This is a genomic window from Actinosynnema sp. NPDC059335 (genome assembly GCF_042752395.1).
GTDB lineage: Bacteria > Actinomycetota > Actinomycetes > Mycobacteriales > Pseudonocardiaceae > Actinosynnema.
Window position 1 is genome coordinate 1 of sequence record NZ_JBHYXZ010000148.1, and the last position, 12299, is coordinate 12299.

The window sequence follows — 12299 nt, forward strand, 5'->3', positions numbered from 1 at the left end:
AACCACCACCGAGCCCACAGCGCCCTCGGCGGCCAGCCACCCATCACCCGACTGACCGCCTAGACGTCAACAACGTCACGAATCAGTACAGCTAGCGCACGCGTCGAGCGCCGCGTCCACGTCCTGCGTGACCACGAGGGAGTCCAGCGCGAACCGGGACACGAACCCGCGTTCGCGCAACTCCTCCAGCCAGGACAGCAGGCCGCGGTAGTGGCCGTCCACGTCCAGCAGCACCACCGGCTTCGCGTGCATGGCCAGCACCCGCGACGTCCACACCTCGAACAGCTCCTCGCAGGTGCCGATGCCGCCGGGCAGCGCCAGGAACGCGTCGCCGTGCGCCTCCATCAACGCCTTGCGGTCCCGCATGGTCTCGACCACCAGCAGGTCGTCGGCGTCGGTGTCGGCCACCTCGCGGTCCACCAGCCCGCGCGGGATCACGCCGGTGGTGCGGGCGCCGCCCTCGCGGGCCGCCCGCGCCACCGCGCCCATCATCGACGTGCGGCCGCCGCCCCACGTCAGCGACCAGCCGCGGGCCGCGATGCCCGCGCCGACCGCGGCCGCCAGCTCCAGGTAGCCGTCCGGGACCGTCCGCAACGACCCGCAGTACACCGTGACGGCGGTCAATGCGCGTCCGCCCAGGCCTTGTGCGCGTCGTTCACCACGCGCACCGCGTCGTCGATGTCGTCGGTCAGGTACAGCAGGTCCAGGTCCTTCTCGCCCACCTTGCCGCTCGCCAGCACCGAGTCGCGCACCCAGTCGTACAGGCCCTGCCAGTACTTCGTGCCGAACAGCACCACCGGGAACTTCGTGACCTTCTTCGTCTGCACCAGGGTCAGCGCCTCGAACAGCTCGTCCAGCGTGCCGAACCCGCCCGGCAGGCAGATGAACGCCTGCGAGTACTTGATGAACATGGTCTTGCGCACGAAGAAGTAGCGGAAGTTCACGCCCAGGTCGACCCACGGGTTCAGGCCCTGCTCGAACGGCAGCTCGATGCCCAGCCCCACGGAGTACCCGCCCGCTTCCGAGCAGCCCCGGTTCACCGCCTCCATCGCGCCCGGACCGCCGCCGGTGATCACCGCGAACCCGGCCTCGGCCAGCGCGCCGCCCAGCTTGCGGCCGATCTCGTACTCGGGGTGGTCGCGGCCGGTGCGGGCCGAGCCGAACACGGTCACCGCGCTCGGCAGCTCGGCCAGCGCGCCGAACCCCTCGACGAACTCCGCCTGGATCCGCAGCACCCGCCACGGGTCGGTGTGCACCCAGTCGCTCGGGCCGCGCGAGTCCAGCAGGCGCTGGTCGGTGGTGGTCAGCTCGTCCCGCCGCTCCCGGCGCAGCACGACCGGTCCGCGCTGCTTCTCCCTGGGGTGCTCGTCCACGCCATCCTTCATTGACCGGAGTCTAGCCGCGCGGCCCGGCTCACCCGAGGAACCGGCGCAGGACGTCCGCGCACCGCACGATCTGGTCCACCGGCACGTTCTCCTGCCGGGTGTGCGCGAGCGTCGGGTCGCCGGGCCCGAAGTTCACCGCGGGCATGCCCAGCGCGGCGAAGCGGGCCACGTCCGTCCAGCCGAGCTTGGCCACCGGGTCGCCGCCGGCGGCCGCGACCAGCTCCCGGGTGGTCGGCGCGGTCAGGCCGGGCAGCGCGCCCGGCGAGCTGTCGGTCACCGTCACGTCGTAGCCCTCGAACACCTCGCGCAGGTGCAGCTCGGCCTGCTCCGGGGAGCGGTCGGGGGCGAAGCGGTGGTTCACCGTGAGCACCGCCTCGTCCGGCACGACGTTGCCCGCCACGCCGCCGCTGACCCGCACCGCCTGCAGGCCCTCCCGGTAGCGGCAGCCGTCGATGTCCACCTGCCGCGCCTCGTACGCCTCCAGCCGGCGCAGGGCCTCGCCGAGGGCGTGGATCGCGTTCACGCCCATCCAGCCACGCGCGGTGTGGGCGCGGGCTCCCTTCGTGCGGACCTCGACGCGCATCGTGCCCTGGCAGCCCGCCTCGACGACGCCGTTGGACGGCTCGCACACGATCGCCAGGTCGCCGCGCAGCCACTCCGGCAGGTCCCGCTCGACCCGGCCCAGGCCGTTGCGGACGGCCTCGACCTCCTCGCAGTCGTAGAACACGAACGTGAGGTCGTGGCGGGGGTCGGCGACGGTCGCGGCGAGGTGCAGCATCACCGCGTCGCCGCCCTTCATGTCCACCGTGCCGCAGCCGTGCAGCACGCCGTCCTCCAGGCGGGACGGCAGGTTGTCGTTGACCGGCACGGTGTCGAGGTGGCCCGCGAGCACCACCCGGGACGGGCGGCCGAGGTTCGTGCGCGCCAGCACCGCGTTGCCGGACCGGGTGACTTCCAGGGGGGTCTGCTCGCGCAGCGACCGCTCGACGAGGTCGGCGAGGCGGGCCTCGTCGCCGGAGACGCTGGGGATGTCCACCAGCGCGGCGGTCAACGTGACGGGATCGGCGGCGAGGTGCAAGGTGTCGGCCACCCGGCGCACGTTACCGTTGACAGCCGTGAGCACCGCAAACCCCACCGGCGCGTACGGCGTCGGACTCGCCACCGTCACCCCCACCGGCGCCGTGCTGGACACGTGGTTCCCGTCGCCGTCGCTCGGGACCGCGGAGCCCGGCGTGGCCCTGCTGTCGGCCGCGGAGGTCTCGGCCGAGCTGGGTGAGGCCGCCGCGAAGCAGCTCGGCGCGGACGCCGAGCGGGACGTCGAGGTCGTCGGCGTCCGGGTCGGCATCGGGTCCCTGGCCGACGCGCCCACCTCCACCTACGACGTGTGGCTCCGGCTGCACCTGCTGTCCACGCGGCTCGTGCGGCCGCACGGCGCGAACCTCGACGGCGTGTTCGGGCTGCTCAACAACGTGGTGTGGACGAACTTCGGGCCGTGCGCGGTGGAGGGGTTCGAGCAGACCCGGCTGCGGCTGCGCGCCCGCGGGCCGGTCACCGTGCACGGGGTGGACAAGTTCCCCAGGATGGTCGACTACGTCGTGCCGAGCGGGGTGCGGATCGCCGACGCGGACCGCGTGCGGCTGGGCGCGCACCTGGCGTCCGGGACGACCGTGATGCACGAGGGGTTCGTGAACTTCAACGCCGGCACGCTCGGCGCGTCCATGGTCGAGGGCCGGATCTCGGCCGGCGTGGTCGTGGGCGACGGTTCGGACGTCGGCGGCGGCGCGTCGATCATGGGCACCCTGTCCGGCGGCGGCAAGCAGGTCATCTCGGTCGGCGAGCGGTGCCTGATCGGCGCGAACGGCGGCCTGGGCATCTCGCTGGGCGACGACTGCGTGGTGGAGGCCGGCCTCTACATCACCGCGGGCACCAAGGTGACCGGCGCGGACGGGGCCGTGGTCAAGGCCGGTCAGCTGTCCGGCATGTCCAACCTGCTGTTCCTGCGCGACTCGACCACCGGCGTGGTCAAGGTCCTGCCCCGCAAGGGCACGGGCGTCGAACTGAACGCCGCCCTCCACTCCAACACCTGACCAACCCCCGCGCGTGTCCTACGTTCGGAACGCGCGTGTCCTACGTTCACGTACCCCGAGTTGAACGTTCGGAACGCCGCTCGTTGTTCTGAACGTTCAACTCGGGTGTTCCGAACGTAGGACACGCGTGACGCGAACGTAGGACACGCGGGGTTAGGTGGTCAGGCGGGTGGTGGCGGTGGTGATGGCGTGGTCGGAGGCGGTCAGGGCGATGCGGACGTGCCGGTCGCCCGTCGGGCCGTAGAACGTGCCCGGCGCGACCAGGACGCCCCGGTCCGCCAGCCACGCGACGGTGTCCCACGCGTCCTCGCCGTCCCGGCTCGACCACAGGTACAGCCCGGCCTCCGAGTGGTCCACGGTGAACCCCGCCGCGGTCAACGCGGGCAGCAGCACGTCCCGCCGCGCCCGGTACCGCTCACGCTGCTCCGCCACGTGCGCGTCGTCCTCCAACGCCGCCGTCATGGCCGCCTGCACGGGCCGGGGCACGATCATCCCCGCGTGCTTGCGCACCTCCAGCAGCGACGCCACCAGCGCCGGGTCGCCCGTCACGAACCCCGCCCGGTACCCGGCCAGGCTGGACGACTTCGACAGCGAGTGCACCGCGAGCACGCCGTCCAGCGAGCCCCCGGTCACCGACGGCGCGAGCACGGACACCGGCGACGCCGTCCACGCCAGCGCCAGGTAGCACTCGTCGGACGCCACGACGGCCCCCACCGCCCGCGCGTCCGCCACGGCCTGCGCCATCCGCTCCGCGTCCAGCACCCGGCCGGTCGGGTTGGACGGCGAGTTCAGCCACACCAGCGCCGTCCCGGGCGGCGGCGGCTCGCCGTCGGCCAGCCGCACCACCGACGCCCCGGCCAGCCGCGCGCCGACCTCGTACGTCGGGTACGACAGCGCCGGGATGGCCACCACGTCACCCGGCCCGAGGCCCAGCAACGTCGGCAGCCACGCCACCAGCTCCTTGGACCCGATGGTCGGCAGCACCGCCACCGGGTCGAGCCCGGTCACGCCGTGCCGCCGCGCCAACGCCCCCACCGCGGCCTCCCGCAACGCGGGCGTGCCGTGCGTGGTCGGGTAGCCGGGCTCGTCGGAGACCGACGCGAGCGCCTCGCGGATCACCGGGGGCACGGGGTCCACCGGCGTGCCGATGGACAGGTCGACCACGCCACCGGGGTGCGCGCGCGCCGTGGCGGCGTGGTCGGCCAGCGAGTCCCAGGGGAAGTCCGGGAGCCGCCGCGAGGCGCCGGAGATCACTCGTGCGACGCCTGCGGCGGGAGGGCCTTGATGAAAGGCGGGTCCGCGCTGACCTTGCCGACCTTGGACGCGCCGCCGGGGGAGCCCAGCTCGGCGAAGAAGTCCGCGTTCGCCTTGGTGTACTCCTTCCACTCGTCCGGCACGTCGTCCTCGTAGTAGATGGCCTCGACGGGGCACACCGGCTCGCAAGCACCACAGTCGACGCACTCATCCGGGTGGATGTAGAGCATCCGGTCGCCTTCGTAGATGCAGTCGACGGGGCACTCTTCGATGCACGCCTTGTCGAGCACGTCCACGCACGGCTGGGCGATCACATAGGTCACTGCGCTCTCCTGCTCTTGTTCTGGTCCACACCGCGCAAGCCGGAGAGTACGCGGCGAAGTCGATTGTCCAACGCGCAGGCTTGCCTTATCAGCACCGTGCTCCAGCTCACAGACCGCCGTCCGGCCGCGCGGGGCACGATGCCGTGGTGCACGACGTCACCGAGTTGGAGCAGCGGTGTGCCGACGCGTGGCCGGCCCTGGTCGACCGGCCGCTCGGCCAGTGGCGGCTGCGGGCCGCCGGCGGGTTCACCGGACGCGCGAACAGCGCCCTGACCACGGGCGATCCCGGCGTGCCGGTGCCGGACGCGCTCCGCGAGGTGATCTCTTTCGCGACCGCGCACGGCATCCGGCCGACCGCGCACGTGGTGGTCGGCGCGCCCGCCGAGGCCGGGGTGCGCGCGGCCGGCTGGCGGGTCGACCTCGACCACCCGGGCGGCGCGGAGTCGCTGGTGATGACCGGCCGGCTTGATCGGTTCGCCACCCCGAAGCCCGCCGACGTGGTGGTGGCCGGCTCGCCGCCTCCCGGATGGTGGGAGCTGGCCGCCCAGCCGGACCCGACGCCCGCGCAGCGGCACGTGCTGACGTCCGGCGAGCGGGTCGGGTTCGGCGCGGTCGTGCGCGACGGCCGGGTGCTCGCCGCGGTGCGCGGCGCGGTCGTGGGCGACCTGCTGCACGTGGCGCGGCTCGCGGTGCGGCCCGAGGCGCGGCGGCGGGGACTGGCCCGGCGGCTGATGGCGGGCCTGGCCGCGTGGGGCCTGGACCGCGGCGCGACGACGTGCGCGCTCCAGGTCGCCGAGCACAACGAGGCCGCGATCGCGCTCTACGGGTCGCTGGGCTTCGGCGAGCACCACCGCTACCGCTACTGGGTGTCGAACCACTCGTAGGCGGCCGCGCGGACCCGTTTCAACGCCGAGCGCTCGCCGAAGTAGTCGCCCACCACGCCGACGACGGGCAGCATGCCGAGGGCCTGGTGGCGGAGCCGGCCCTGCGGCCGCTTGTCCAGCTCGTCCTCCAGCTTCCAGAGGACCTTGGCGAGCTTCCAGATCGTGCCGCCGATCGCGCGGAACGTGGACCGCCCCCGCAGGTCCTCGGTCAGCTCGGCGGTGCGCTCGTCCTCGTCGCGCCGGTCCACCGGCAGCCCGTCGACCTCGCGTTGGAACAGCACGTGCGCGAGCAGCCGCACCCGGTCCTCGGTGGAGGTGAACCCGTGCTCGCCCGCGATCGCCGACAGCAGCAGGCCCTGCCCGGCCGCGCCGAGCGCCGACTGGACCGGCAGCCGGTCGGCCAGCACGCCGCCGAGGCCGGGCAGCGCCGCGACCAGCGACACCACCCGGCCGACCCGGTTGAGCCAGAACTCGTCCCGCCCGGTCACGTCCAGCCGCGCCCACGCGGCCGTGCCGGGCGCCTTCACCGACGCCAGCTGGTCCCACAGCCGGTCGACGAGCGCGCGGTCGGCGTCCCGCTCCACCTCGCGGTCGCGCAGGCCGAGCAGGTTCGCGTCGCGCAACGCGTCCAGCAGCGGACCGGTCGCCCGCACGAACGGGCGCAGCGCCCGCACCACGTCCCGGTCAGTGATCGCCTCCGCCACCGGCGGTCCTCCCCATGTGCGCGCCCACCGTGACGGCGCCCGGCAGCGCGCCCCCGGCGAACAGCGCCAGGGTGCGCCAGTCGTTGAGGAGTACCACGTCGCCGCCCGGTCCGAACAAGCCGAACAGCAGCAGCGTGCCGATCCACACCAGCAGCGGGGACACCACGCCCAGGGTGCGGCGCGCGTGCCAGGACGCGGCCACCACGAGCAGCGGCGTGGTCACGATCGCGAGCACCACCGTGATCGGGAACGGCAGGTCGTCCACCCGCGGCAGCAGCGTGCCGTCCAGCCGCAGCGGCAGGAAGAACAGCTCCAGCACGGCGAGCGCGAACGCCGCGACCGCGATCCCGACGAGCGCCAGGCGATCGCTCAATCCAGCCCCCCGAACAGGTCCGTCTCCGCGCCCGCCGCCGGCCCCCTGGCCAGCACGTAGTGCTCGGCCTGCACGACGGGCTGCGCGATGCCGTTGGACAGCGCGTAGGCGGCCCGGCCCGAGCCGTCCTGCCACACGCTGATCTGCGTCGAGTGCGCCCGCAGCGCCCGCAGCTTCGCCACCAGGTGCTCGGAGATGTCGATCGTGGTGGTGATGGCGGCGTCGTCGGTGACGGGCAGCTCGCCCTCCTCGGGCAGCCGCCACGGCAGGTCGGGGATCTCCGCCAGCGCCGCCGCGCCCGCCTCCACCGCCGACCGCGACGTGACCGCGTGGAACACCCGGTCCACGTCCGTCGCGGCCGCCGTGGTGATCTCGTGCGCCCGGATGTGGTCCGGGTGGCCGTAGCCGCCGAACGCGTCGTAGGTGACCACGACCTGCGGTTTCACCGACGCGATGATCTCGGACAGGGCGGCGACCTGGTCGTCGAACGACCCGTTGACGAACGCCCGCGGGTGCCCGTTGGCCGCCACGCCCGCCATGCCGGAGTCCCGCCAGCGGCCGATGCCGCCCAGGAACCGGTGGTCGGTCACGCCCAGCGCGGCGCACGCCGACCTGAGTTCCGCGACCCGGTACCCGCCGAGCTGGTCGGCCGCGTCGGCGGTCAGCTCCTGGAGCGCGGGCGGGATGATCTCCCCCTCCTCGCCGAGGGTGCAGGTGACCACGGTGACGTGCACGCCCGCCGCCGAGTAGCGGGCGATCGTGCCGCCCGTCCACAGGCTTTCGTCGTCGGGATGTGCGTGTACCAGCAGCAACCGTGGTGGAGCAGTGAGCGTCACCGGATGAGAGTAATCGGCCGCCGCCGCGGTTCGTGCCACGAGGGTCACGTCACGCGGCGGCGGCCGGGCGGCTCAGCCGACGAGCGCGGGCACCACTTCGGCGAAGTGGCACGCCGAGAGCGTGCCGCTGCCGTCGCCGCGCCGTTCCAGCTTCGGCTCCTCGACGGCGCAGATGTCCTGCGCCTTCCAGCAGCGGGTGCGGAAGCGGCAGCCCGACGGCGGGTTCACCGGCGACGGCACGTCGCCGGTGAGCACGATCCGCTGGCGGCGGCGCTCCACCTTCGGGTTCGGCACCGGCACCGCGGACAGCAGCGCCTGCGTGTACGGGTGCATCGGCCGGGCGTAGATGTCCTCCCGGTCGCCGATCTCGATGATCTTGCCGAGGTACATCACCGCGACCCGGTCGGAGATGTGCCGCACCACCGACAGGTCGTGCGCCACGAACAGGTACGCGAGGCCCAGGCGCTCCTGCAGCTCCTCCAGCAGGTTCACCACGCCCGCCTGCACCGACACGTCCAGCGCGGACACCGGCTCGTCCAGCACCACGAGCTTCGGGTTGAGCGCGAGCGCGCGGGCGATGCCGATGCGCTGGCGCTGGCCGCCGGAGAACTCGTGCGCGTACCGGTTGCGGTGCTCCGGGTTGAGGCCCACCAGCTCCATCAGCTCGTTGACCCGCGCCTGCACGTCCCGGTTGCCGCCCTCCGGCACGCCGTGGATCTTGAACGGCTCGGAGATCAGCTCGTTGATCTGCCAGCGCGGGTTCAGCGACGCGTACGGGTCCTGGAACACGATCTGCATGTCCCGGCGCACGCCGCGCAGGTCCTTGCCGCGCAGCCGGGTCAGCTCGCGGCCCTCGAACTTCACCGAGCCGGACGTCGGCTTGTGCAGCTGGAGGATGGCGCGCCCGGTGGTGGACTTGCCGCAGCCCGACTCGCCGACCAGGCCGAGCGTCTCGCCCGGGTACAGGTCGAAGCTCACGCCGGACACCGCCTGGACCTGTCCCACCGTGCGCGGGATGATGCCGCCGCCGCGCACCGGGAACGACTTGACCAGGTCCTTGACCTCCAGCAGCGGGGTCTCGCCCGGACGGCCGCCCGAGGCGAGGCCGCCGGCCTGGGGGTTGATGTCGGTGGAGGTCATGAGGTCGGGTTCTCCTCTTCGTGCAGCCGCGCTTCGACCACGTCGAGGTCCTCGCTCACCGGGACGTCCGGGTTGGCCATGGTCAGCGCCGCGGGGTTCTCGACCACGCCGATCTCGTCGTGGGCGAACAACCGCTGCGGGTTCTCGATGGTGGCCAGATGCGCGGAGCGGTGGCACCGCGCGAAGTGGCCGGGCCGGTCGGTCTCGAGCAGCAGCGGCTCGGTCCGGCGGCACTCGTCGATCGCCAGCGGGCAGCGCGGCGAGAACGAGCAGCCCTGCGGCAGGTTCATCAGCGACGGCGGCGCGCCCTTGATCGGGGTGAGCCGCTTGCCGAGCATGTTCGGGTTCGGGATCGAACCCAGCAGGCCGACGGTGTACGGCATCCGCTGGGCCTCGAAGACCTCGTCCACGGTGCCCTGCTCGACGACCGTGCCGCCGTACATGACCTGCACGCGGTCCACCATGCCCGCCACCACGCCCAGGTCGTGCGTGATGACCATGATGCCCGCGCTCGTCTCGTCCCGGATGCGCAGCAGCGTGTCCAGGATCTGCGCCTGCACGGTCACGTCCAGCGCCGTGGTCGGCTCGTCCGCGATGATCACGTCCGGGTCGTTGATGATCGCCATGGCGATCATCGCGCGCTGCCGCATGCCGCCGGAGAACTCGTGCGGGTACTGGGCGGCGCGGCGGTCCGGCTGCGGGATGCCCACCAGCTCCAGCGCCTCGACGGCCTTGGCCCACGCGGCCTTCTTCGACACGTCGTGGTGCGCCTGGTGCGCCTCGGCGAGCTGCCAGCCCACCGTGTACACCGGGTTCAGCGACGTCATCGGGTCCTGGAAGATCATCGAGATGCCGTTGCCGCGCACCGGCTGCATCTGCTTGTAGTTCAGGCCCACCAGCTCGCGGTCCTTGAACCTGATCGACCCGCCGACCTTCGCGGTCTTGGGCAGCAGGCCCATGATCGCCATCGACGACACCGACTTGCCCGAACCCGACTCGCCGACGATGCCCAGCACCTCGCCGGGGCCGAGGGTGAACGACACGTCGCGCACGGCGTGCACGGTGCCGTCGTCGGTCGGGAAGTCGACCGACAGGTTCTCGACCCGCAGCAGCTTCTCGCCGCCGGCGGTGTTGTCGAAGATCGACTCGGTCACGGCCGTCATCTGATTGCCACCTCCGGCGGCGGTCACGTCCACCTCGCTCATGCCTTCACCCTCTTCTGCCGCGGGTCGAAGGCGTCCCGGAGACCGTCGCCGATGAAGTTCACCGCGAGCGAGATCAGCACGATGAACACGAACGGGGTGAGGAACAGCCACGGGTGCAGCGTCAGCTCGTTCTTGTTCAGGCTGATCATCAGGCCCAGCGACGTGTCCGGGCTCTGCACGCCCAGGCCGATGAACGACAGCGCGGCCTCCAGCAGCACCGCCTGCGCGATCGCCAGCGTGGCGTTCACGATGATCACGTCCACGGTGTTGGGCAGGATGTGCCGGAACACGATCCGGAACGTGGACGCGCCCAGCGCGCGGGCGGCCTCCACGAACTCCTTCTCGCGCAGCGACAGCACCATGCCGCGGATCACCCGGGCGATCGACAGCCAGCCGATCAGGCCCAGGTACAGCGCCACGATCAGCCAGTTGCTGCCGCCGCTGCCGCCCGCCACGGACACCACGAAGCTGTTGCGGACCAGCACGGCCGCGATGATCAGGCTGGGGATCACCAGCAGCAGGTCGATGAAGCGGCTGATCAGGGTGTCGACCCAGCCCTTCATGTACCCCGCGACCGCGCCCAGCACCACGCCGATGACGGTGGACAGCACGGCCACCACGATCGCGATCTGCAGCGAGAACTGGGTGCCGCGGATGATCAGGGCGACCATGTCGCCGCCCAGCCGGTCGGTGCCGAACGGGTGGTCGGCGCTCGGCGGCAGGTACCGCTTGAAGCCCAGGTCCGTGTACGGGTACTTCCAGAACAACCCGCCGAAGAAGGCGAACAGCACCAGGATCACGAACAGGACCAGGCCGAACAGCGCGGCCTTGTGGCGGGCGAACCGCCGCAGGATGACCTGCCACTGCTTGCGCGCCGTGGTCGTGTCGAACGTGCTCGCCTCGCCCTGCTGGGGCGCGGGAGCCTGCGCCACGGGGGAACCGATCTCAGTCAAGGCGAATCCTCGGGTCCAGGAAGGCGTACAGGATGTCCGCGATCAGGTTGAACACGATGATGAACACGGCCGTCAGCATCATGAAGCCGAGGACCTGGTACGGCTCTTTCCGCTCGATCGCCTCGACGATGAACTTGCCCATGCCGGACCAGCTGAAGACCGTTTCGGTGATCACCGCGCCGCCGAAGCCGGCGCCGATGTTCAACGACGAGACCGTGATGATCGGGATGAGGGCGTTGCGGAACGCGTGGCGGAAGATCGACCGCCGCTCCGAAATGCCCTTCGCCTGCGCCGTGCGCACGTAGTCGGCGTTGAGCGTCTCCAACATCGACGCGCGCTGGAAACGGCTGTAGAGCGCGAACTGGATGACCACCAGCGAAATGGTCGGCAGGATGTACGCGCCGCTGTACTGGAACACCTGCTCGCCGAAGCTGCCGCCGAACCCGTCGCCCGGCGGGCCCGCGGTGATGATCCACCGGTCGGCGCCGATGGACTCCAGCCAGTTGTTCAACTCGATGCCGCCCGCCTTGAGCACGAGCGCCACGCAGAACAAGGGCATCGAGAACATCGCGAACGATATGCCGGTCGCGGTGTAGTCGAATATCGAATACTGTCTCACCGCGCCGACGACGCCCACGGCGATGCCGAGCAGCAGCGCGATCAGCTCCGCGCCGATGATCAGGCGCAGGGTCACGCCGAACGCCCTGGTCAGGTCTTCCTTCACGGGCTTGCCCGCGTTGCCGGGGACGACGGACTCGCCCCAGTCGCCGGTCACGAAGTTGCCCGCCCAGCTGACGTAGCGCTCCATGAACGGCTTGTCGTAGCCCGTCCGCTCGTAAGCGGCGGCGATCTCCGCCGGTGTCCGGGGCTTCGCGAGCTTCCACTCACCCAGGGGATCGCCCATGGCGTTGACGAGTCCGAAGCATAGGAATGAAGCGACGATCAACAGCGGAATCGAGATCAACAACCGCCGGATTATGTAACGGAACATGACGAGTCTCTAGTCTCCCTAGGCACCCCCGCGTGCAAGCGTGGGAGCCTACCGGACGCGGACACCGTCCGGGGGGGGGGGGGGGGGGGGGGGGGGCCCCCCCCGGGGGGGGGGCGGGGGGGCTCTCAGGGGTGTGCGGGGGCCCGCGCGGGGGGTTTTTTGGG

At 71.9% G+C, this 12299-nt stretch carries 14 protein-coding genes; 2 read left to right on the top strand and 12 right to left on the bottom strand.

The window, feature by feature from the left end; genetic code table 11:
• Positions 1–75 precede the first annotated feature (75 nt).
• The 3 genes from ACFXGA_RS32420 to dapE are packed head-to-tail and all read right to left on the bottom strand — an operon-like array spanning position 76 to position 2475.
• On the bottom strand, positions 76–624 hold the full coding sequence (locus tag ACFXGA_RS32420) for a TIGR00730 family Rossman fold protein (RefSeq protein WP_378094568.1): 549 nt from the start codon (positions 622–624) through the stop codon (positions 76–78).
• Positions 621–1385, bottom strand: coding sequence for a TIGR00730 family Rossman fold protein (locus tag ACFXGA_RS32425; protein ID WP_378094570.1), 765 nt, complete (start codon positions 1383–1385; stop codon positions 621–623). Before ACFXGA_RS32425 ends, ACFXGA_RS32420 begins: the two co-directional genes overlap by 4 nt.
• Positions 1386–1413: 28 nt before the next feature.
• A complete protein-coding gene (dapE, locus tag ACFXGA_RS32430; RefSeq protein ID WP_378094572.1) occupies positions 1414–2475 on the bottom strand; it encodes a succinyl-diaminopimelate desuccinylase in 1062 nt (353 codons plus the stop codon).
• A gap of 25 nt (positions 2476–2500) precedes the next feature.
• Between dapE and dapD the strand changes: the two genes are divergently transcribed.
• Positions 2501–3472: a 2,3,4,5-tetrahydropyridine-2,6-dicarboxylate N-succinyltransferase gene (gene dapD / locus ACFXGA_RS32435; protein WP_378094574.1), complete on the top strand. Its 972-nt coding sequence runs from the start codon at positions 2501–2503 to the stop codon at positions 3470–3472.
• Positions 3473–3625: 153 nt separating this feature from the next.
• Here the strand turns inward: dapD and dapC are convergent, their stop codons facing one another.
• Both dapC and fdxA read right to left on the bottom strand, forming a co-directional pair.
• Positions 3626–4726 (bottom strand): succinyldiaminopimelate transaminase, encoded by a 1101-nt coding sequence (gene dapC, locus ACFXGA_RS32440; RefSeq protein WP_378094576.1) that lies wholly within the window; start codon positions 4724–4726, stop codon positions 3626–3628.
• Positions 4723–5049: a ferredoxin gene (gene fdxA / locus ACFXGA_RS32445; RefSeq protein ID WP_378094579.1), complete on the bottom strand. Its 327-nt coding sequence runs from the start codon at positions 5047–5049 to the stop codon at positions 4723–4725. The genes dapC and fdxA overlap by 4 nt, the downstream gene beginning before the upstream one ends.
• Before the next feature lie 146 nt (positions 5050–5195).
• Between fdxA and ACFXGA_RS32450 the strand changes: the two genes are divergently transcribed.
• Positions 5196–5933, top strand: coding sequence for a GNAT family N-acetyltransferase (locus ACFXGA_RS32450; RefSeq protein ID WP_378094581.1), 738 nt, complete (start codon positions 5196–5198; stop codon positions 5931–5933).
• On the opposite strand, the gene ACFXGA_RS32455 is transcribed toward ACFXGA_RS32450, so the two are convergent.
• The 7 genes from ACFXGA_RS32455 to ACFXGA_RS32485 all read right to left on the bottom strand — a co-directional run bounded on the left by ACFXGA_RS32455 (position 5909) and on the right by ACFXGA_RS32485 (position 12135).
• A complete protein-coding gene (locus ACFXGA_RS32455; RefSeq protein ID WP_378094583.1) occupies positions 5909–6637 on the bottom strand; it encodes a hypothetical protein in 729 nt (242 codons plus the stop codon). The genes ACFXGA_RS32450 and ACFXGA_RS32455 overlap by 25 nt on opposite strands.
• Complete coding sequence (locus tag ACFXGA_RS32460; RefSeq protein WP_378094585.1) at positions 6618–7010, bottom strand: hypothetical protein; 393 nt, start codon at positions 7008–7010, stop codon at positions 6618–6620. The genes ACFXGA_RS32455 and ACFXGA_RS32460 overlap by 20 nt, the downstream gene beginning before the upstream one ends.
• Positions 7007–7846: an N-acetyl-1-D-myo-inositol-2-amino-2-deoxy-alpha-D-glucopyranoside deacetylase gene (mshB, locus tag ACFXGA_RS32465; RefSeq protein WP_378094587.1), complete on the bottom strand. Its 840-nt coding sequence runs from the start codon at positions 7844–7846 to the stop codon at positions 7007–7009. The genes ACFXGA_RS32460 and mshB overlap by 4 nt, the downstream gene beginning before the upstream one ends.
• A gap of 72 nt (positions 7847–7918) precedes the next feature.
• Positions 7919–8986, bottom strand: a complete 1068-nt coding sequence (locus tag ACFXGA_RS32470) for an ABC transporter ATP-binding protein (RefSeq protein WP_378094589.1) — start codon at positions 8984–8986, stop codon at positions 7919–7921.
• Positions 8983–10149: an ABC transporter ATP-binding protein gene (locus tag ACFXGA_RS32475; protein WP_378094607.1), complete on the bottom strand. Its 1167-nt coding sequence runs from the start codon at positions 10147–10149 to the stop codon at positions 8983–8985. The genes ACFXGA_RS32470 and ACFXGA_RS32475 overlap by 4 nt, the downstream gene beginning before the upstream one ends.
• Positions 10150–10187: 38 nt before the next feature.
• A complete protein-coding gene (locus ACFXGA_RS32480; RefSeq protein WP_378094591.1) occupies positions 10188–11144 on the bottom strand; it encodes an ABC transporter permease in 957 nt (318 codons plus the stop codon).
• Positions 11137–12135, bottom strand: a complete 999-nt coding sequence (locus tag ACFXGA_RS32485) for an ABC transporter permease (protein ID WP_378094593.1) — start codon at positions 12133–12135, stop codon at positions 11137–11139. Before ACFXGA_RS32485 ends, ACFXGA_RS32480 begins: the two co-directional genes overlap by 8 nt.
• Positions 12136–12299 lie beyond the last annotated feature (164 nt).

Coding starts and splice junctions, on each gene's coding strand:
- ACFXGA_RS32425 (WP_378094570.1), bottom strand. CDS start 1,385: ATGAAGGATGGCGTGGACGAGCACCCCAGGGAGAAGCAGCGCGGACCG.
- ACFXGA_RS32470 (WP_378094589.1), bottom strand. CDS start 8,986: ATGACCTCCACCGACATCAACCCCCAGGCCGGCGGCCTCGCCTCGGGC.
- ACFXGA_RS32475 (WP_378094607.1), bottom strand. CDS start 10,149: ATGACGGCCGTGACCGAGTCGATCTTCGACAACACCGCCGGCGGCGAG.
- ACFXGA_RS32485 (WP_378094593.1), bottom strand. CDS start 12,135: ATGTTCCGTTACATAATCCGGCGGTTGTTGATCTCGATTCCGCTGTTG.